This is a genomic window from Enterococcus sp. DIV0236 (assembly GCF_050558525.1).
In the GTDB taxonomy this organism is placed as follows: Bacteria; Bacillota; Bacilli; order Lactobacillales; family Enterococcaceae; genus Enterococcus; species Enterococcus faecalis.
The window spans coordinates 2,626,972-2,646,719 of sequence record NZ_CP187891.1 but is presented as its reverse complement, the minus strand read 5'-3'; the positions used below and the strand labels follow the sequence as shown (position 1 = coordinate 2,646,719).

At 40.3% G+C, this 19,748-nt stretch carries 20 protein-coding genes; 15 read left to right on the top strand and 5 right to left on the bottom strand.

Annotation, left to right across the window (positions count from 1 at the left end; translation table 11 throughout):
• Position 1: 1 nt before the first annotated feature.
• From IGK27_RS12695 to rpsN, 4 genes are all read right to left on the bottom strand, one after another.
• Positions 2–124, bottom strand: coding sequence for a putative metal homeostasis protein (locus IGK27_RS12695; protein ID WP_002383181.1), 123 nt, complete (start codon positions 122–124; stop codon positions 2–4).
• A gap of 33 nt (positions 125–157) precedes the next feature.
• On the bottom strand, positions 158–1,132 hold the full coding sequence (locus tag IGK27_RS12690; protein ID WP_002367488.1) for a CobW family GTP-binding protein: 975 nt from the start codon (positions 1,130–1,132) through the stop codon (positions 158–160).
• A gap of 15 nt (positions 1,133–1,147) precedes the next feature.
• Positions 1,148–1,297: a 50S ribosomal protein L33 gene (rpmG, locus tag IGK27_RS12685; RefSeq protein WP_002354818.1), complete on the bottom strand. Its 150-nt coding sequence runs from the start codon at positions 1,295–1,297 to the stop codon at positions 1,148–1,150.
• A 110-nt stretch (positions 1,298–1,407) separates the two neighbouring features.
• A complete protein-coding gene (rpsN, locus tag IGK27_RS12680) occupies positions 1,408–1,677 on the bottom strand; it encodes a 30S ribosomal protein S14 (RefSeq protein WP_002354822.1) in 270 nt (89 codons plus the stop codon).
• Between the two features lie 199 nt (positions 1,678–1,876).
• Between rpsN and IGK27_RS12675 the strand changes: the two genes are divergently transcribed.
• The 8 genes from IGK27_RS12675 (at position 1,877) to lrgB (ending at position 8,679) form a co-directional block, all read left to right on the top strand.
• Positions 1,877–2,275 (top strand): OsmC family protein, encoded by a 399-nt coding sequence (locus IGK27_RS12675; protein ID WP_002386234.1) that lies wholly within the window; start codon positions 1,877–1,879, stop codon positions 2,273–2,275.
• A gap of 361 nt (positions 2,276–2,636) precedes the next feature.
• Complete coding sequence (locus IGK27_RS12670) at positions 2,637–3,359, top strand: methionine ABC transporter ATP-binding protein (RefSeq protein ID WP_002354824.1); 723 nt, start codon at positions 2,637–2,639, stop codon at positions 3,357–3,359.
• Positions 3,356–4,027 carry a methionine ABC transporter permease gene (locus IGK27_RS12665; RefSeq protein WP_002354825.1) on the top strand — a complete coding sequence of 224 codons (672 nt, stop codon included), beginning with the start codon at positions 3,356–3,358 and terminating at the stop codon, positions 4,025–4,027. The genes IGK27_RS12670 and IGK27_RS12665 overlap by 4 nt, the downstream gene beginning before the upstream one ends.
• Before the next feature lie 12 nt (positions 4,028–4,039).
• Entirely contained in the window at positions 4,040–4,858 is an 819-nt protein-coding gene (locus tag IGK27_RS12660; RefSeq protein WP_002354826.1) for a MetQ/NlpA family ABC transporter substrate-binding protein, read from the top strand.
• Between the two features lie 91 nt (positions 4,859–4,949).
• On the top strand, positions 4,950–6,719 hold the full coding sequence (locus IGK27_RS12655; protein ID WP_002360969.1) for a sensor histidine kinase: 1,770 nt from the start codon (positions 4,950–4,952) through the stop codon (positions 6,717–6,719).
• On the top strand, positions 6,700–7,428 hold the full coding sequence (locus IGK27_RS12650) for a LytR/AlgR family response regulator transcription factor (protein WP_049095874.1): 729 nt from the start codon (positions 6,700–6,702) through the stop codon (positions 7,426–7,428). The genes IGK27_RS12655 and IGK27_RS12650 overlap by 20 nt, the downstream gene beginning before the upstream one ends.
• Positions 7,429–7,579: 151 nt before the next feature.
• Complete coding sequence (gene lrgA, locus IGK27_RS12645) at positions 7,580–7,999, top strand: antiholin-like murein hydrolase modulator LrgA (protein ID WP_002354829.1); 420 nt, start codon at positions 7,580–7,582, stop codon at positions 7,997–7,999.
• A complete protein-coding gene (lrgB, locus tag IGK27_RS12640) occupies positions 7,996–8,679 on the top strand; it encodes an antiholin-like protein LrgB (RefSeq protein WP_002365411.1) in 684 nt (227 codons plus the stop codon). Before lrgA ends, lrgB begins: the two co-directional genes overlap by 4 nt.
• 196 nt (positions 8,680–8,875) lie before the next feature.
• Here lrgB and IGK27_RS12635 read toward each other — a convergent pair whose 3' ends face one another.
• Entirely contained in the window at positions 8,876–9,421 is a 546-nt protein-coding gene (locus IGK27_RS12635) for a cysteine hydrolase family protein (protein WP_002354831.1), read from the bottom strand.
• A 165-nt stretch (positions 9,422–9,586) separates the two neighbouring features.
• Between IGK27_RS12635 and IGK27_RS12630 the strand changes: the two genes are divergently transcribed.
• From IGK27_RS12630 to IGK27_RS12600, 7 genes are all read left to right on the top strand, one after another.
• Complete coding sequence (locus IGK27_RS12630) at positions 9,587–10,600, top strand: alpha/beta hydrolase (RefSeq protein WP_002365410.1); 1,014 nt, start codon at positions 9,587–9,589, stop codon at positions 10,598–10,600.
• 366 nt (positions 10,601–10,966) lie between these two features.
• Positions 10,967–15,826 (top strand): hypothetical protein, encoded by a 4,860-nt coding sequence (locus tag IGK27_RS12625; RefSeq protein ID WP_010830699.1) that lies wholly within the window; start codon positions 10,967–10,969, stop codon positions 15,824–15,826.
• 19 nt (positions 15,827–15,845) lie between these two features.
• Positions 15,846–16,235: an LPXTG cell wall anchor domain-containing protein gene (locus IGK27_RS12620; protein ID WP_002354835.1), complete on the top strand. Its 390-nt coding sequence runs from the start codon at positions 15,846–15,848 to the stop codon at positions 16,233–16,235.
• Complete coding sequence (locus IGK27_RS12615) at positions 16,192–16,926, top strand: WxL domain-containing protein (protein ID WP_002354838.1); 735 nt, start codon at positions 16,192–16,194, stop codon at positions 16,924–16,926. The genes IGK27_RS12620 and IGK27_RS12615 overlap by 44 nt, the downstream gene beginning before the upstream one ends.
• A gap of 4 nt (positions 16,927–16,930) precedes the next feature.
• The gene (locus IGK27_RS12610; protein ID WP_002385162.1) at positions 16,931–17,731 is read left to right on the top strand and encodes a WxL domain-containing protein; all 801 of its coding nucleotides are present in this window, start codon (positions 16,931–16,933) and stop codon (positions 17,729–17,731) included.
• Positions 17,732–18,490 carry a WxL domain-containing protein gene (locus tag IGK27_RS12605; protein ID WP_002383195.1) on the top strand — a complete coding sequence of 253 codons (759 nt, stop codon included), beginning with the start codon at positions 17,732–17,734 and terminating at the stop codon, positions 18,488–18,490.
• A gap of 105 nt (positions 18,491–18,595) precedes the next feature.
• Entirely contained in the window at positions 18,596–19,678 is a 1,083-nt protein-coding gene (locus IGK27_RS12600; RefSeq protein ID WP_002358992.1) for a DUF916 and DUF3324 domain-containing protein, read from the top strand.
• Positions 19,679–19,748: the final 70 nt, after the last annotated feature.

Genomic DNA, 19,748 nt, shown 5'->3' with positions numbered 1-19,748 from the left:
ATTACGCAATTTTCTTTTGTTTATTGCGCTTATGTTCTTTAATGATTTTAAGTGCGCGTTTTCGTGTTTTGATGTTGGGACTTTTCAGTCGACGATAAGCGCTAGATAAGTCAGTTTTTTCCATTATATATAGGACCTCCATTTCGTAAAAAATAATTTACGGAGTAGCTATTTTGTTGAGGGTTTGAAAGGTTTCTTGAATTTTTTTTGTCTCTAATTCTTTGCCAATCAGAACAATTGTCGTTTCTTGAGGGGGTTGATTCGTCATTTGAAAGGCCACTTGCTGGTTGACGCCTTGCATGGCAATGGCCAAGTCATGCTCCTGTAAGGCGAGAATCCCTTTGAAACGGTATAACTTTTCCTGATGTGTATACATTAACCAATCAAGCCAACGAGTGAAAAGAGGTTCGTTGAGGGCTGAGGACGCCGTTAACGTAAGGGAGTGAAAGGTATGGTGATGATGCTCGTGGGCGTGCTCATGCGGGGAATGAGTCATTTCGTGTTCTGTAAGTGTTGCTGTAAACTTATTTAATTGAAAAAAGTCACTAGCCAAAAGAGGCTCGTTGGCTTGAAAGGATAAAATATCAGCAAAAGGATTAATGGTACGAAGGGTTTCTTGGAACGTTGGTAGCTGAGTGCTGTCTGCTGGTTCCTTGACAGAAAAAAAGAGGCGATCTGCTAAGGCCAGTTGTTTGATGGCTTCGGCTTCTTGAAGTTGCTGTTGCCAATGATGCCCATCAACGACCGTTAAGAGACTGTCTATATAGAAATGATTTTTGATGTGCGGGGTCGTTAAAATTGTTTGAATGATTGGTTGCGGATCAGCAATGCCCGTTGTTTCTAAAATGACTTGGGCAATGGGTTGTTGTTCTTCTTGGTACACTTCTAAGATTGCTGATAAAGAGGCAAGAAGATCTCCTCGTAAGCTGCAGCACATGCAACCGTTATTTAATTGAATAATTCGTTCCGTGGTTTGTAAAAGTAATGCGTGGTCAACGCCTGTTTGACCAAATTCATTTTCAATAATAATAATTTCTTCTTTAGGGAACGGTGACTGCGCAAGCGCATGGTTAATTAAGGTTGTTTTTCCTGCGCCTAAAAAGCCAGAAACAATGGTGATTGGAATGCCCATCAAGTTTTCCTCCTGTTATTTGACTTCAGTGAAAAGTGCGCGGCGCCGTAATTTTGGTGAATATTTTTTCAGCTGTAATTTTTCTGGTGTATTTCGTTTGTTTTTACTTGTTAAGTAAAGGCGCTCGCCAGTTTCAGCGCAAGCTAACGTAATGGTTTGGCGCATAGTGCCGTCCTCCAATTTGATTTTTTTAATTGCGTATAAAAGATAAAGGGGGCTGCGAGGTCAGCCCAAATGCGACTGTCCTCGCTAGTTGTCTTTATCGAAATAATGAGTTACCAGCTTGCTTTTTTGACGCCAGGAATCAAGCCTTGGTGAGCCAATTCACGGAAACGAATCCGAGACATGCCAAATTTACGCATGTAGCCACGTGGGCGCCCATCTGTTTGATCGCGGAGTTTTAAGCGACTTGGATGAGCATCTTTTGGCAATTTGCTAAGACCTTCATAATCGCCAGCTTCTTTTAAGGCTTGGCGAATAGGCGCATATTTTGCAATCATTGCTTGTTGTTTTTTTGCTTTAGCAATTTTTGATTTTTTAGCCATAAGGCACTTCCTTTCTTTTTGGATTTATAAAATCTAAATCGTAATGGTTACGATTTGAACGGAAGTATATTATCAGGTGTTGCGTTGTTTGTCAAGTGAGAATTTTGTTTTTTTAGGACTTGCTAAGTTGAGAAGTTAGAAATGTTTGTTTTAGCGCTGTTTTGTAGTATCTTTTAAGAAAGAGTAAAAAGGAGTGAAGATGGCAATGGTAGAACGTTTGACGATTATTCGTGGTGTGGAAAAATTTGAATTACAAACGAAAACAGCGCGCTGGGTGTTAGCAAAAGAAGAGGGATATTCGCCAGTTCAAATGCTCGTTTCGGCAATTGGCGCTTGTGGGGGATACGTGTATCAATCCGTTTTGGAAAATTCGCACATTCCCTTTGAGTTTGAAAAAATAGAAGTCACGTATTCAAGAGAAGTAGAGAGACGAGCACAACCATTAAAACAGGTGACAATTCTCTTTTATGTGACTGTTCCAGAAGCCTTTCAAGAACGGGCGACACGGTGTTTGAAGCTTGTCTCCCCAAACTGTCCAGTGATTCAATCATTGGCTGAAAGAATTACTGTCGAAGAAACAGTTGTATTTAAAAAGTAAACCATTAGAGACATTATCGTTACGAGCGCTTTTCCCTTTTTGGATGCCTCGTTTCTGAGAATGTCTTTTTTTAGAGGAGCGTAGGGAAATAGCTGTAGAAACAGGAAATTTTTAATTCATTTGTACAAAATAATACAGACAAAAAACAGATAGTGTTTTTTTCACAAATAAAAAGGTTGCTTTTTTTTCTGTTTTAGTAGATGATGTAAGTAGTTACATCTCTGATATAACGCTGTTTTTCGAAACGTGTGTTATTTTTTAATTCGTAATAGTTTTTTTAAATCGTTTCACAGAATTACTTTAATTGTTATACAGTTTTTTTAGTTGTTATAGTTTGTTTGTCGGCCTTTAGGAGGTAATCATGATTGAGTTAGTGAATGTGTCGAAAGTCTATCAAGAGACACACGCGTTAAAAAATATTCACTTTTCTGTCCAACCAGGAGAAATCGTTGGGATTGTTGGGAAAAGTGGCTCTGGCAAGTCCACGTTGTTACGTTTGTTGAATTTAATGGAACAACCGAGTGAAGGGGAGATTCGTATTGATGGCAGAAATGTTCAAACCTTCTCTAAAAAAGAAGTTCGCCAGCAGCAACAACAAATGGGGATGGTGTTTCAGCATTACAATTTGTTAGAAAATTTGAAAATTTATGATAATGTTGCGTTGCCTTTGAAACTTTTAAAAGAGAAACAGCCTGAAAAAATTGAGCGTTTATTAACGTTTGTTGATATGGCCCATAAGGCAGAAGCGTATCCTGCTCAGCTTTCTGGTGGGGAAAAACAGCGTGTCTCTATTGCTCGAGCGTTGAGCCGTAATCCAAAATGGTTATTATGTGACGAGGCAACGAGTTCATTAGATGAAGAAAATACAGAAAGTGTCGTTCGACTATTACATAAGACGCATCAGGAATTCCGACCGACTATTTTCTTTGTTAGTCACGAATTAGAAACCGTGAAGCGCTTATGTAATCGTATCTTAGTGATGGAAAAAGGTCAGTTAATTGGCGAATTTCTGAATAATCCTCAGCAATATGAGGAAGAACCGCTTTCCTATTTAGAAAAAGTGGAAAGGAGTTTGCGCCCATGACTTTTTCAGAAACCTTTGCCGAATATTGGCCATCTATGCTGATTGGTTTAAAAGAAACAGGGATTATGATGTCGATTTCGATGGCTATCTGTTTGCTTGTCGGCTTGCCTTTAGGCTTAGGACTATTTTTGGCTAATCCGAAAGTCAAAGGGCATCAACCTTGGCTGTATTGGGTTTTAAATTTCATTGTAACTGTTATTCGCTCGTTTCCTTATTTATTATTTGTGATTGCGTTGATTCCAGTCACTCGTTCTGTTTTAGGAAAGGCGTTTGGCCCAATTCCTTCATCTGTGCCATTGAGTATTGTTGCGATCGCGATTTTTGCTCGCTTGGTTGAACAAGTGCTGTTGGATGTTCCAGAAGAAATTTATTTTTTAGCTAATTCGTTAGGTACCTCGAAAGTCCAATACATTTGGCACTTTTTATTGGTGGAAGCACGTAGCGGATTGGTTCTTGCTTACACAACCACGACAGTGAGTATGGTTTCATATTCCACGGTGATGGGTGTTGTTGGTGGCGGCGGGATTGGCGATTTTGCAGTTCGTGTCGGGTATCAACGGTATGAATACGGTATTATGTATGTTGCCATTGTGATTATGATTGCACTGGTCTTCATTTTACAAATGCTTGGGAACTTCATTGCCCAAAAACTAGACAAAAGAAAGTAGGAGGACAAAAGAATGAAGAAGTTTTATTTAGCAACATTCGCTGTTATTGCAACAGTTATTTTAGCTGCCTGTGGGGGAAATAAACAAGCAGACCAGAAAGAAGACAAGGAGATTACCGTTGCCGTGCAATTGGAATCTTCAAAAGATATCTTGGAGATTGCCAAGAAAGAAGCTGAGAAAAAAGGGTACAAAATTAACATTATGGAAGTGAGCGACAATGTTGCCTACAACGATGCCGTGCAACATGACGAAGCGGATGCTAATTTTGCGCAACATCAACCCTTCATGGAAATGTTTAACAAAGAGAAAAAAGCTGATTTAGTGGCTGTGCAACCGATTTATTATTTTGCTGGTGGTTTCTATTCAAAAGAATACCAAGATGCGAAAGATTTACCTGAAAATGCCAAAGTGGGGATTCCTAGCGATCCAACCAATGAAGGTCGTGCTTTAGCAATTTTAAATGCAAACGGCGTGATTAAATTAAAAGAAGGTGTCGGCTTTAACGGCACGGTGGCAGATGTCGTAGAAAATCCTAAAAACATCACTTTTGAAAGCATTGATTTACTGAATTTAGCTAAAGCCTATGATGAAAAAGACATCGCTATGGTGTTCTGCTACCCAGCCTACTTAGAACCTGCTGGTTTAACAACGAAAGATGCGATTTTGTTAGAAGATGAAGAAGCAAGTAAACATTACGCATTGCAAGTTGTGACACGTAAAGGCGAAAAAGATAGCGAAAAAATCAAGGTTTTAAAAGAAGCGATGACAACAAAAGAAGTTGCTGAATACATCAAGAAAAATTCTAAAGGTGCCAATATTCCTGCGTTTTAATGAATAGAAAAAATGAAGCTTCTTTTTTGAGAAGCTTCATTTTTTTCTTTTCCTTGATTTATAGTATAGTTAATAGGAAGGAGGTGCCGGTGTGGTCGAATTATTTATTTTAATGATGGAACGGGTAGGCTTAATTATTTTACTGGCCTTTCTTTTAGTGAATGTGCCTTATTTTAAGCGTGTTTTATTAAGTCGTGAAAAAATGTCTTCAAAAGTTCAATTGATTTTGATTTTTGGTTTATTTGCTATTATTTCTAATTTTACAGGTATCGAAATCGCTAAGAATCAGATTGTTCCCAATAATTTACTAACCTATTTAAGCAGCAATGCTTCCATTGCGAATACGCGTACGTTAGTAATTGGCGTTTCTGGATTAGTGGGTGGTCCGATTGTCGGCAGTACGGTTGGTTTAATTGCTGGCTTTCATCGGGTTATTCAAGGCGGGGGGCATAGTTTCTTTTATGTGCCTGCTTCTTTAATTGTTGGCTTAATTGCCGGTTTTTTAGGGAGCCGCATGGCAAAGCAAACCGTTTTTCCGTCTGCCGGCTTTTCTGCCATTGTCGGAGCGTGCATGGAAATGATTCAGATGATTTTTATTTTCTTTTTCAGCGGTGATCTAGCGGATGGGGCCACGTTGGTTCGTTTTATTGCGCTGCCGATGATTTTGTTAAATAGCGTAGGAACGTTCATTTTTATGTCGATTCTAACGACGACATTGAAACAAGAAGAGCAGGCCAAAGCGGTTCAGACGCACGATGTTTTGGAATTAGCAGCGGAAACACTGCCATATTTTCGAGAAGGCCTCAATAAAAATTCCAGCAAAAAAGTTGCGGAGATTATTAAGCATTATACAAAAGTCAGTGCGATTAGCATGACAAACAGTCATCAAATTTTAGCTCATGTTGGCGCAGGAAGCGATCATCATATTCCAGAGCTAGAAGTCATTACAGAGCTTTCTCGGGAAGTGTTACGGACGGGCCGAATGACCATCGCACATGCCAAAGAAGAAGTCGGTTGTTCAGACCCTAATTGTCCGTTGCAAGCGGCGATTGTGATTCCGTTATTTTCCCATCAGCAAATTGTTGGCACCTTAAAAATGTATTTTACGGATCCAGCGCAGTTAACGCATGTCGAGGAGCAGTTAGCAGAAGGTCTTGGGACAATTTTTTCTTCACAAATTGAATTAGGTGAAGCGGAAGTACAATCAAAATTACTTAAAGAAGCTGAAATTAAATCCTTGCAAGCGCAAGTGAACCCGCATTTCTTCTTTAATGCCATCAATACTATTTCCGCATTAATGCGGAAAGACAGTGAAAAAGCGCGGAAACTATTGCTTCAATTAAGTAAATACTTTCGAGGCAACTTGCAGGGAGCCGTGCAAACTACAATCCCAGTTTCACAAGAACTAGAACAAGTAAAAGCCTATTTGTCATTAGAACAAGCACGGTTTCCGAATCGTTATCAAGTAACATTTGACGTGGAAGAAGCGGTTGCTTCAGAAAAAGTACCGCCGTATGCGATTCAGGTGTTAGTGGAAAATACCATCAAGCATGCATTTGGCAGCCGTAAAGAGAACAATCAAGTCCGGGTAGTGGTCAAAGCAAAACAACACAAATTACATGTGGATGTGTATGACAATGGGCAAGGGATTCCTGAAGAACGCCGCTTGCTATTAGGAAAGACGACAGTGACTTCGGAAAAAGGCACCGGCACGGCACTGGAAAACTTGTCCCGCAGAATGGCGAACCTTTATGGATCAGAAGGTTGTTTTTTAATTGAAAATTTAGAGACAGGCGGGAGCCATGTTCATTTAGAAATCCCGATGGAACAGGAGGAATTAGATGCACGTATTAATCGTTGATGATGAGCCCTTAGCACGAGAAGAATTGAGCTATCTTGTTTCCCAACATCCGCAAGTGATGAGCGTTGCAGAAGCGGATTCTGTGGCGGAGGCAATGGAAGAGATGATGGATCAAAAGCCAGATTTGTTATTTTTAGATATTCATTTGACCGATGAAAGCGGGTTTGATTTAGCGGAAAAATTAACCCATCTTAAAAAAGCGCCCTACTTGGTCTTTGCAACCGCCTATGATCAATATGCGTTAAAGGCCTTTCAAGTGAATGCAAAAGATTATATTTTGAAACCTTTTGAAGAAGAAAAAATAACACAAGTCATTGAAAAAGCATCGAAAGAAATGGCTCAAGCTGTCCCAGAAAACACTGCCGAAAAAGGACCAAAATCTGAAGCAATACCTATTCAAGGGGAAGACCGCATTTATCTTGTGGCGCCAGAAGATATTTACCTCGTTTCTGTCGAAGAACGGCAACTGAGCATTTTTGTGGATCAACAGGTCTACAAGATGACAGGGACCCTCAACAGTATCGAACAAAAATTACCTGCCACGCTCTTTATTAAAACGCACCGAAGTTTCATCTTGAATCGAACAAAAATTCAAGAAATCCAGCCGTGGTTTAATAACACGTTGCAAGTAATTTTAACCAACGGCTCAAAAGTACCTGTTAGCCGTTCATACGTCAAAGAATTTAAAGAAAAACTTGGCTTAAGTTAAAAAATCACCACTTGAAATGTCGAATGCATTTCAAGTGGTGATTTTTGCATTTGGTGAAGAAATTCTGGCATTTCATGAAAAAAAGCCCTTAAAAAAACGTTTTCTTTATATACTTAACCCATAGAAAACAGACAAAAGGGAGCGAAGAAGAATGGAAAAGAAAGTATATTCATTTTTACAACAAGCAGCAGTTTTTGCCATTATTATGTTAATCGCCAACGGCTTGGCGTTCATTTCTCCAATACCAATGCCTGCTTCAGTAATTGGCATGGTGTTATTGTTCATTGGTTTATGTACAAAAGTTGTTAAATTGGAGCAAGTGGAAGGGCTAGGTAATAGCTTATCAACGGTTATTACATTTTTATTTGTTCCTTCAGGGATTTCCTTAGTTAATTCTTTAGGGATTATGCAACAATTTGGCGTTCAAATTGTTTTTGTTATTTTAGTAGCGACACTAGCGTTACTAGCAACGACTGGTTGGACGGGCGCCTTTTTATTGCATATGAAAGATGCTCGAAAAGAAAAAGAACCCGCAGCAACGAAGAAAGCGAAAGGAGAGGTTCGCGCATGAATCCGTATGTTGGCATTATTATTTCATTAGCTGTATTTGGCATAGGTACTTGGTTGTTTAAAAAAAGTAAAGGTTTCTTCTTATTTACGCCATTATTCGTTGCGATGATTTTAGGCGTTGTCGTTTTAAAAGTAACAGGAATTAGTTACGAGCAATACAATGAAGGTGGCAAATATATCAGCTTCTTTCTAGAGCCTGCGACAGTAGCGTTTGCGATTCCTTTATATAAAAAGAGAGACGTGTTGAAAAAATATTGGTTAGAAATTTTAACGGCGTTAACAATTGGTTCTTTTGGTTCGCTAGTGGCTGTTTATTTTGCAGGAAAAGTGATTGGCATGGATAATCATTTAGTGGCCTCAATCTTACCACAAGCAGCTACAACAGCGATTGCCGTACCTATTTCTCAAACTGTTGGCGGCATTGCTTCCATTACGGCGTTTACTGTAATCTTCAATGGTGTACTAACCTATGCCTTGGGCCGAATTGCATTGAAATGGTTTAAAATTAACAATCCAATCGCCAAAGGTTTAGCTTTAGGTGCGGCCGGACATGCCCTAGGTGTGGCAGTTGGCATAGAAATGGGCGAAACAGAGGCTGCTATGGCTAGTATTTCTGTCGTAGTGGTTGGTGTAGTTACTGTTTTAGTAGTTCCTTTCTTTGCAACGGTCATTGGTCTATAAAAAAGTGGGCTTCCCCACTCTTTTATGAGTAGCTAATTTCTATCAGCTAGCAGTCTCTGCTTATTCTGTTCCCGCCGTTTATCAATTTTTAAGCCTGGGACAAAAATCCAAAGTGATTTTTGTCCCAGGCTCTTTTGTGTTGTTTACACGATTTTTTGAGTATAGATAGGGCGCGTGGAAGGATTGACCAGTCTTTTTATAGAATGGTTGCTCCTAAAGTTTGTTTAAAGTGGCGTAACGCCCATTCGTGTCCTTGTTCATCAAAACTAGCAACGGCGCGTTCAGGAATCATTAATTGATAGCCTAAATTATAGGCATCAACAGCCGTATGCAACACGCAAATATCTGTACAAACACCAGTTAAACAAAGCTCTGTAATTCCTCGTTCTCGTAACCGAATGTCCAAATCCGTGCCACTAAAAGCAGAATAGTGCCGTTTGTCCATCCAATAAACGCTTGCCTCATTTTTGTGAGCTTGATAAAAATCAGCTAGCGAGCCAAACAGATTACGCCCGTCAGTTCCTAAGACATTGTGGGGCGGGAAAAGTTTATTTTCAGGATGATAGCGATCTAGGGGGTCATGCCCATCAATGGCAAAAACCACAAAATCGCCATTGTCAAAATAGTGCTTTGTTTGTTGAACAAGGGCCGTTTCAATAGCTTGTCCAGCGGCACCAGTGGTTAGTTTTCCGTCTGTGGCGACAAAATCATTCGTATAATCAATGGAAATCAGAGCTTTCATTTGGCAACCTCCTAAAGGTTAAAGTCATTTTGTTCATTTTACAGCTTTTAAGAAAGCATTTCAAATGATAAAAGTACATCAAATTCTAAAAAAGCTGTTTCAAAATAAACGCTTTGGCTAAAAAACATGCTATAATTTTGCTACAAATTAAAGCAGGTGAATAGAGTGAAAAGAAAAATCGTACGTTTTATCCTTTGGTTGTTAGGAATCATTGTGGTTATTTGCTTAGGCGTGTTTCTCGCCTTTCAATTATCCCCTAAGCCAGGCGCTTGGGTCATCAACCAGTTATTCGCAGGCGAAGTTGAAATAAAAGATTCAGCTTCCTATGATAAAGCATTACCCAATGTCCAATTTCAAGAAAATCAAACATACCCTTCTTCAAGAAAAAAGAATACCTTTGATTTGTATTATCCCCAAACGTCAAAACAAGCGGTACCAGTCGTTTTATGGGTCCATGGTGGTGGCTATGTGGGAGGAGATAAGTCTGGGATGAAAGAGTTTGCGACACGTTTAGTGGCTGATTCCTCAGTTGCCTTTATTTCAATGAATTATGAATTAGCACCAGACGCACCTTATCCAAGCCAGCTCCAGCAGGTCAATGAACTTGTTCAATTTTTATTAGAAAAGAAACAAGCGTATCCCATGTTAGATTTATCTAAGCTTTTTATTGGCGGGGACAGTGCGGGTGCACAGATTGCTCTACAATATGCAACAGTTCAAACCAATGCCAACTATGCCAAAGAACTAGGGATGACTGCAGCATTGCCGGCTAGCCATTTAAAAGGCACACTCTCGTATTGTGGTCCGGTGGATTTGAAACAAATGGCCAACCAACAAAGTGATAATCGTTTTATGAAATTTTTCGTTAAAACAGTGGCTTGGTCCTTGCTCGGCACTAAAGACTGGCAGACGAGTGCAGAACTGCAAGAAGTGAGTTTAGTGGATAAAGTCACCAAAGAATTTCCCCCGACGTATCTAACAGACGGCAATAGCTTTTCATTCCAAGAGCAAGGACTAGCCTTGGTTCAGCGGTTAAAAACTTTAAATGTTCCAGTTTCAGCTCTCTTTTTCAAAGATAAGAAAGCAACGATCACACATGAATATCAATTCGACTATCAAACAAAAGAAGCTAAACAATGTTACCAAGAAACAGTCCAGTTTGTGAATACGTATAAATAAACAGAGGCCTTAGAAATATTTCTAAGGCCTCTGTTTATTTGTTTTTGTCATTTTTTTAGCTGGGAAATATGTATAAATTAAACAAAAATGTTTATTTAATGATGTTTACATGAGAAAAAATCCGTGCTATACTACGAACTCGTTTGTTAATTTTAATGTTAAAAACAACGTTTTTGTTATTTTTGTGAACAAATTAACATTTTTATCTTACAAAAACAGCAAAAAATTCGTTTAGTTAACAAAAAGAAAATTAAAAAATAAATTTTTTTTTTGAAATTAAGAAAATATCTTTAAAAAAATCAGAAGAAAACTTCGTATACTTGAGCCATAGGTTGGTTGTGGAAAGTTTACTTCGAGGGAGGAGTGATGAAGTTAATGAAAAAGAAAATCGCTGTTTTATTGGCAACTTGTTTACTTGTACAACCATTTTTATCTGTTTCAGCGTGGGCGATTGAAGGGGAGCAACAAACAGAACGTACGCAGACACAGCCAAAAACAGCAGAAACCAGTACAAGTGAAGCAACAAAAGAAAGCAGCGCACATTCTATAGAACAGTCATCAATGACGGAATCTAGTGCTATCACAGAAAAAGTAACCACCTCTTCCACAGAAACAAAACCAAGCGAAGAGCAGAAGCAAATCACGTTGACCTTTGAAACAACGGATCAAGCTTTGTTTCTAAATGATGCCAAAAGTTATCAAGTGGTAAAAGAAAAAAATCAGCTACTTCGGACAGAAGAATTACCAAAATGGGCGAATAGTGAGGAAAATGCGACTTTCGTTGGCTGGTCTTACCAAGGAAAAACATATACAAATGAAGAACTTCTTCAATTAGAGTTTTCAGAAGATACACAACTTACGGCTGTCTTTAAACAGAAACTGACACGCATGGCCAGAGCTGTTTCAATTGATCAGTCCATTGCGGACACAATTGCTCCTGCAGATAAAACAAAAGTGATTGTTGTGCCAAGTCCTGCAGGAGATGGAGCAGCGTACAAAGAATATGCATCGACAGAGGCTGGCTTGAAAGAAGCCTTGTTTGATTTGTATCAACAGGGGAACAATGGCGATTTCACTCTTTATATAGGAAACAATATTACGACGAGTGCGGCGACCACCGCTAAAGTGATTCCTGACACCGTTACGGCAAGTAATATGACCTTTTACGCCTTGCAAGGCAAGGTCAATCATTTAGTGATTACTGGAAACAGCGCGGATCCGATTAGTATGGATCAAACGGCGCCAACGGGTTCTAAGACGTTAGGATTTAATCAAAATATCTTTTTTGGCTCAAACATCACTTTGAGAAATCTAAACTATACAGGTACGAATATGTATTTAAATGGTTACAGTTTGAACTTGAATGGCGGTTCTAGTGGAAACGGTCTGACCGTATACGGTGGAACGGATACAGGAGATGTTTCAGGAAACCCAACTTTAACAGTAAATAGTACAGGTACAGGGACATGGAATTTCTATGGCGGAAACCAAAATGGTGGTAATTTAGCTGGAAATCCTACGATTGTTATTAACAATACACGGAGCGGACTAAATACATTAAGTGGGGGCGCCAATATTGGGACAGTGACTGGGAATACTTCATTGGTTGTCAATGATTCTGGTGGCAGAATTGCTTCAATTTATGGGGGTGGTTATGGGACCAACGCAACCAACACAGCGAATGTTACTGGTAACGTCTCAACAAAGGTTGCGATTACGAATGCTGCTACAGGTTTCCAATTAAGTACGTATTATGGCGGTGTTCAATACGGAAATATTGGTGGAAAAGTAACAAACGATATTTCTGGATATGGCCGTTGGTATACAGCGGGTCAACGTTTTATTGGTGGCTCTTCCCGCGGCGATATAGGAACGAATCGTGCGACTGATGGAATTACTACAAATTTAAATACACAGTTGTATAGTGCGGGTCGTGCAGATTTTGAAGGAGGCAACCAATATTCTGGAACGATCATCGGAGATATTACGAATGTGGTTACAGCAGGAACGAATTCCGCTGGTGGTATTAATGATTTTAACGGCGGTGCTGGTAACAATGTTTCGAAATTTAACAAGAGTCAAATTGGGGCCTCAAATGAAGCAACGTATGATGCTTATACACCACAACAAAGAGCAGAATTAGCCAAATCAGCAGCAGCTTTTAAAGTTTTTGGAAATATTTCTTCTAAATTAGTCAGCGGTTCGTTTAATAATGGTGCAATTTACTCAACTGCAGCTGGCCGCGGCGGTTATATCGAAGGAAATACAACAATTGAAGTGGGAACAGCGAATGGTGATGGGTCCTTAGGTGGCGATGGTATGGCTTATTCAGGCGCAAAACCGACGAGTTTAGATTATTCAACGACCGATAAAAGTCGTGGGTATAGTTCAGGTTGGGATATTGTTGGTGGCGGCGGCTATCCTGCTAGTAATGATACTTGGGATATCTATATAAAAGGAGATACTAAGACTGTTTTAAATAATACCATTGCTCGCTGGACATATGGTGGCTCTTTTTCAGGTGTCGTTGAAGGCAATACTTCTAACACATTGAATGGCGGGATTGCTGACACATTAGAAGGAACAGGCTATCAAGCAGCTCGAGTTTATGGAAACGGTCAAACAATCGTTAATAATGGTCAAGTCGATTGGTTTCTTTCAGGCGGTGGCTGGAATGATGCCAAAAATGTTGGGAATGTCGGTGTAACGGTTTATGAAGGAGTAATTAATGCTTCGATGGGCGCTTCTTATGGAGCAAGCGGTGGCCATACAATTACTGGTAATTCAGACAACCGCATCTACGGAGGAAATTTCTCAGGAACTCCTCGGACAGGCGCGAACGGTTTTTCAGGTGGGATTACCAATGCGGGCTCACTTCTTGGAAATGCCAAACTCTTAATTGATTTAAGAAATTACAACGGAGAGTTTAAGTTGCCTGGTAATACCTACATTACTGGTGGTCGGCCCTATGGTCAAAATACGACACTAGGAACGGATGAATCAAACACAATTACTTTAAATATTTTCACTAAAACAGGTGTGGAATCTCTAAATGGGGCCAGCATTTACGGTGATGGTGGAACCAATGCTGCGTATACCAAGAACGGCAAGATTACAATGAATATTCAAGCAGCGGGTTCTAGTATTGGAAATTTATATGCGACACAGTATTCCAATATCAGTGGCGGAAAAATCTTACGTGATGTTACCGCAAATGTTCAAGGTGCAGTTAGTATTAACGGTTTATCCGGTGGTTCATCAACAGATAATTTCACTAATGCAATTGTGAATGCTAGTTCAAATAAAGTGGCCTTTAACTTTGGGACTAACGTTGACGGCACCAATAACTATCAAACAGAACCACTAAATGCGACAGGCTTAGGCGTTGTCAACTTTACGGAATTAAATGTCACCAATGGCATTAAATTAATGGCTAATGGTGGGAACATCAAAAATGGCGTTTCTGCTACTGCCGCGAACCATAGTACGACTTACAATGAATTCGGATCAATTCATCTATCTAAAAACGCTGGAATTGGGATCACTAACACAGCCAATTTAATTTCAGCTAGCAAACTAACGGTTCAGGATCATGCAACATTAGAAACAATTCCTGGTACGGGTAAGGTAAACATTGCGGATTTTGAAGCTGTCGATCCAACAAAAGATGAACTTTTATGGATTAAACCAACGACAGATACAACTGCTTTGGTGGATAGCACAGGGACTTGGTTTGGAAATGTCAAAGCCTATCAGGTCTTGACGATTAATCCAACGGTCAATAATGCTACAAAACTTACGCCAACAACGTTTCATGGGATTGAAAAAGCGACTGGAAAAACATTTATTGGCGATAACGATGTGACCAAGGGTGCCAATGGCTATGGGATAGCAATTCCTGGCTCCATCATCGATTACGAAGTGGAAACGCCTGGAATTGTGGCAGGTGCAGGTACTATTTCTCATGATGTAAAAGAGGTCAAAGCCGGCAATGCGCCGTTAACCTTACAAGCGTGGGGCACCGAAGTAGCTGGACAAAAAGTTCAAAAAGGACGTTTGATGATTCCGACCTCAAGTGCTTTAACACCAACCCTAAGCTTCCTTCCTGACGAAGTAACAGGTTCTTGGTTGCACCAAGGAACGGTTAAATCTAGTGAAGTTGGGAGCACGATAGAGCAAATTCCAGAGCAAAAAGATACCACCCCGCTTTCATGGAAAGCGACGAATATGAACTACAGTTATCAGGTGAAAGTTCAATTTTCAAATAAAGTGGAACTTTCGGGGCAATCGGTGATTGTCACAGAAGATGAGGCAGCGCAACTAACGACTGTCGATAAAGTAATAGAAATGCTTGGCGCAAAAGGTCGGCCGTTTTTCAAGACCTCATTAAAAGAGACGGATTTACCACAAATTCAAGCGCCGTTAGCAGAAAAAAATGTATCGCGGACACATGATATTCAATTAGAAGCAGGGACGTCAGGAGATAATTTGCAAAACAAAACGGTTCATTTAGTTGTTGTGAAAAATGAAAGTGTCCTTGCCAAAGATCGTTCGTTTGCCTTGTATGCGACAAGTGCGCATTTGAAGTTAAAAGAAGCAAATGGCTTAACGAATTCAGACGAGTTGGCACAATGGACACAAGCAACGGTGATTTTCGCAGATGGTCGGGCCAATCAAACACCAAGTCTTGATGCCGCAACCTTCCAAGCCATTCAACAAGCGAAACCAGAAGAATTAGCCAAAACGGTGCCAGCCAATTATCAATTTACAGAAGCTGGTGAAACGTTAAATAAAAAAGTCAATGTGTCTATTTCAGGTGAATTAACGTTAGAAAAAGTACCTAAAACAATTGATTTTGGCAAACAAAAAATTTCTGCCAAGCCAGAAGTTTACTGGCCAACTCTTTCAGATGATTTAGTCGTTCAAGACACACGCGGGACAGAAAGTACGCCTTGGAAACTGAATGTTCAGGTAACGAATCCCTTAACGAACGGCACAGATCAATTGGAAGATTTGTCATTGGTTACAGACAAAGGAGAATTTTTACTCAATAAAGGAGATACGGTTGTTACAGAAAATGAAGGCTCCGGTTCAGGTAGTTATACAATTAACCAAGGTTGGGGTGCGGCAAACCAACGGGGACTTAAACTATCTGTGCCAGTCGAGAAACAAAAAGTTGGCGAATTCAAAGGGACATTGTCATGGTCATTAGTCATGGCACCATAACAAGGAGGAGAGAAGTGAGATGAAAAAATACCTTTTGCTTAGTTGTTTTTTAGGTCTTTTCAGCTTCTGTCATTCAGACACTGCGTTTGGGGAAGCAGCTTATGAAAATAGTGGTGTTGTCTCCTTTTATGGAACGTATGAATATCCCACAGAAGAGTCGACAACAGCGACTAGTAATTCTTCCACAACGACCGAACCCACCAAGCCAGCTGACGGAGGCGCTTCATCCGTCCTTTCTTCTGGCGTATATGGGTCGCGACAAGGAAGATTACCAGCGACAGGTACCACCAATCAAGCACCATTTATTTATTTGGGAATCAGCCTTATCACTATAGGCATATTATTTATTAAAAGGAGAAGAGAAGATGAAAAAAACAGTATTAGCAGTAGTAGGGATTGTAGGATTTAGCGGTGTCCTAGCGACACAACAAGCATTTGCGGAAGATATTAACGTGAACTATACAAGTAATGGCGCCATTACATTTGAACCAGATACAGATCCAACGAAGCCAGTTAACCCAACCAATCCAGATGAAAAAGTTGAACCAGAAGATCCAACTGACCCAACTGGACCAAAACCAGGGACTGCAGGCCCCTTATCAATTGACTATGCTTCAAGCTTTCAATTTGGCGCCCAAAAAATCACTTCCGATACGAAAGATTATTACGCACAAATTCAAACATTTAAAGATGGAACAACAGGTCCCAACTATGTTCAGGTAACGGATAAACGTGGGACACAAGAAGGCTGGACGTTAAGCGCTGTACAAAATGCGCAATTCAAAACAGCCCAAAATGAAGAATTAGTTGGGGCCGCTTTATCGATTGCCAATGCAGGTGTGACATCGATTGTTGATGCCGCATACGCGCCAACACCAACAGCAGCACATACCTTTGTTCCTGGAACAGAAGTAGAATTAGTCAAAGCAGAAGATGGCAAAGGAATGGGGACTTGGGTCTATCGTTTTGGGAAAGATGCGACAGAAGGTGCTACTGCCGTGAAATTAAATGTCCCAGGTAAAGCGATTAAATTAGCAAAAGAATATCGTACGACCTTAACATGGACATTGAAATCTGTACCAACGAATGTTGGAGGCTAAGTAAATGAAAAAAACAGTCGTCTACTCCTTGTTATTCGGAACAATGTTGCTTGGCGCCACTGTTCCTGCTGAAGCGGCGACGGTCGTATTTGATAGCGAACAGTCGATTGTTTTTACCCCAAGCACAGATGGAACAGATCCAGTGAATCCAGAAAATCCCGATCCAGAAAAACCAGTTCGACCAGTCGATCCAACGAATCCTGATGGACCTAATCCAGGCACACCTGGGCCACTTTCCATCGATTATGCCTCAAGTTTGGATTTTGGGAGTAATGAGATATCGAATAAGGATCAAACGTATTTTGCCAGAGCGCAAACCTATAAAAACCCAGATGGTTCAGCAAGTGAATTGGCAACTGCTAATTATGTACAAGTAAGTGATTTACGGGGAACCAATGCTGGCTGGGTTTTAAAAGTGAAACAAAATGGTCAATTTCGTAATGCAGAAACATTACACAAAGAATTAACAGGCGCCACCGTCGCCTTTACTGAGCCCAGTGTTCGCTCAAATGCGACGGACGTATTGCCGCCAACAGCTACCGCAAACATTCAATTAGATGCTGCGGGCGCAGAAACTGTTGTCATGCAAGCCCCAGAAAAGACCGGTGCCGGAACGTGGATCACGCTGTGGGGGCAAGCAGAAAAAGTGACCGAAAAAAATCAACAAGGACAGCAAGTAAATGCCACAATCACACGGGCAATCTCACTAACTGTTCCCGGGAAAACCCCTAAGGATGCAGTACAATATAAAACAACATTGACTTGGCTACTTTCAGATGTACCAGTAAATAATGGAGGGAAATAAATGAAAAAGACAAAAGTAATGACATTGATGGCAACCACAACTTTAGGCGCATTGGCACTTGTACCAATGAGTGCATTAGCAGTCGACGGTGGTGAATACCAAACAAACGGAGCGATTCAATTTGCACCAAATACGAACCCAACGAATCCAGTTGATCCGACGAATCCAGATCCGGATAAACCAATTACGCCAGTTGATCCAACTGATCCAACAGGGCCTAAGCCAGGGACAGCAGGTCCGTTATCCATTGACTATGCATCTAGCTTATCTTTTGGGGAACAAACGATTACCTCAAAAAATATGACCTACTATGCAGAAACACAAAAATACAAAGATAATGCTGGTGCCGACCAAGAAGGCCCGAACTTTGTTCAAGTCTCAGATAATCGTGGGACTGAAACAGGTTGGACGCTAAAAGTAAAACAAAATGGTCAATTCAAAACTGAAGCCAACCAAGAACTAACAGCGGCCAAAGTAACTTTAAGCAACGGACGCGTGGTTTCAGCTTCACAATCTGCAAAACCAACGACAGCGCCAGCTACGATTGAATTAAACCCAACTGGGGCTGAATCAGTGGTCATGGCTGCTGGCGATAAAGAAGGTGCGGGTACGTACTTAATGAGCTGGGGCGATAGTGTAGATGCCGCTAAAACAAGTATTTCATTAGAAGTACCTGGTTCAACCACAAAATATGCGAAAAAATACACGACAACTTTTACTTGGACTTTGACAGATACACCTGCTAACACAGGAAACTAAGAACGACAGCATACACGCAAGATCGGGATATAAGTCAAAAATTTTTGGCTTATCTTTCGGTCTTTTGGTGCTTATAATACAACAAAGAATGACAGACATAGGAGAATGAATATGAACAGATGGAAAGTATATGCAACGGTAATCGCTTGTATGTTATTTGGCTGGATTGGCGTGGAGGCGCACGCTTCTGAATTTAATTTTGCGGTCACACCAACAATTCCCGAAAATCAAGTGGATAAATCAAAAACTTACTTTGACTTAAAAATGGCGCCTGGTGCCAAACAAACCGTAGAAATTCAGTTACGCAATGATACAGATGAAGACATTACCATTGAAAATACGGTGAACTCAGCGACAACAAATTTAAATGGCGTAGTAGAATATGGCCAAAACGGGATCAAACCTGACAAAACTTTACGCTTTAACTTAAAAGATTATGTGGAAGCACCGAAAGAAATCATCTTGCCGAAGCATTCCCAAAAGACATTACCTTTAACCATCACGATGCCTAAAGATTCTTTTGATGGCGTGATGGCTGGCGGTATAACACTCAAAGAGAAAAAGAAAGAAACCACGACTTCTGCGGATCAATCAAAAGGGTTAGCTATTAATAATGAATACTCCTATGTTGTGGCCATTATTCTTCAGCAAAATGAGACAAAGGTTCAACCAGATTTAAAATTACTGGGGGTTAAACCAGGCCAAGTCAACGCGCGAAACGTCATCAATGTTTCTTTACAAAACCCACAAGCGGCCTATTTAAACCAATTACATTTAATCAACACTGTTTCAAAAGGAGGCGAAACGCTTTACCAATCCGATACTGAGGATATGCAAGTGGCGCCAAACTCTAACTTTAGTTACCCAATTTCTTTAAAAGGGGAACGATTAACGCCAGGGAAATATGTCTTGAAATCAACGGCCTATGGTGTAAAAGATGAAAAGGGCACCTATCAAGTCAAAGGTGCCAATGGTGAAGAACGGTACCTGTACAAATGGGAATTTACAAAAGAATTTACTATTTCTGGGGACGTCGCTAAAGAATTAAATGAAAAAGACGTAACCATTAAAGGAACCAATTGGTGGTTGTATCTACTGATTGCATTAATCATTCTAGCGCTACTCTTATTGATTTTTTTCTTGTATCGTAAAAAGAAAAAAGAGGAAGAACAACAATCTGAGCAATAAAAAGGGCTATCTATTGACAAAAAGGGTTTTCCTTGTAAAAGTAAAGGTACTTTTACAAGGAATTGCTTCC

Bases quoted from the DNA above. Each gene is read 5' to 3' on its own strand.
- IGK27_RS12695 (WP_002383181.1), bottom strand. From the start codon at position 124: ATGGAAAAAACTGACTTATCTAGCGCTTATCGTCGACTGAAAAGTCCC.
- IGK27_RS12660 (WP_002354826.1), top strand. From the start codon at position 4,040: ATGAAGAAGTTTTATTTAGCAACATTCGCTGTTATTGCAACAGTTATT.
- IGK27_RS12605 (WP_002383195.1), top strand. From the start codon at position 17,732: ATGAAAAAGACAAAAGTAATGACATTGATGGCAACCACAACTTTAGGC.
- IGK27_RS12675 (WP_002386234.1), top strand. From the start codon at position 1,877: ATGGCAATGGTAGAACGTTTGACGATTATTCGTGGTGTGGAAAAATTT.
- rpsN (WP_002354822.1), bottom strand. From the start codon at position 1,677: ATGGCTAAAAAATCAAAAATTGCTAAAGCAAAAAAACAACAAGCAATG.
- lrgB (WP_002365411.1), top strand. From the start codon at position 7,996: ATGAATCCGTATGTTGGCATTATTATTTCATTAGCTGTATTTGGCATA.
- IGK27_RS12650 (WP_049095874.1), top strand. From the start codon at position 6,700: ATGCACGTATTAATCGTTGATGATGAGCCCTTAGCACGAGAAGAATTG.
- IGK27_RS12600 (WP_002358992.1), top strand. From the start codon at position 18,596: ATGAATATGAACAGATGGAAAGTATATGCAACGGTAATCGCTTGTATG.
- rpmG (WP_002354818.1), bottom strand. From the start codon at position 1,297: ATGCGCCAAACCATTACGTTAGCTTGCGCTGAAACTGGCGAGCGCCTT.
- IGK27_RS12620 (WP_002354835.1), top strand. From the start codon at position 15,846: ATGAAAAAATACCTTTTGCTTAGTTGTTTTTTAGGTCTTTTCAGCTTC.
- IGK27_RS12670 (WP_002354824.1), top strand. From the start codon at position 2,637: ATGATTGAGTTAGTGAATGTGTCGAAAGTCTATCAAGAGACACACGCG.
- IGK27_RS12665 (WP_002354825.1), top strand. From the start codon at position 3,356: ATGACTTTTTCAGAAACCTTTGCCGAATATTGGCCATCTATGCTGATT.
- IGK27_RS12690 (WP_002367488.1), bottom strand. From the start codon at position 1,132: ATGGGCATTCCAATCACCATTGTTTCTGGCTTTTTAGGCGCAGGAAAA.
- IGK27_RS12635 (WP_002354831.1), bottom strand. From the start codon at position 9,421: ATGAAAGCTCTGATTTCCATTGATTATACGAATGATTTTGTCGCCACA.
- IGK27_RS12625 (WP_010830699.1), top strand. From the start codon at position 10,967: ATGAAGTTAATGAAAAAGAAAATCGCTGTTTTATTGGCAACTTGTTTA.
- IGK27_RS12615 (WP_002354838.1), top strand. From the start codon at position 16,192: ATGAAAAAAACAGTATTAGCAGTAGTAGGGATTGTAGGATTTAGCGGT.
- IGK27_RS12610 (WP_002385162.1), top strand. From the start codon at position 16,931: ATGAAAAAAACAGTCGTCTACTCCTTGTTATTCGGAACAATGTTGCTT.
- lrgA (WP_002354829.1), top strand. From the start codon at position 7,580: ATGGAAAAGAAAGTATATTCATTTTTACAACAAGCAGCAGTTTTTGCC.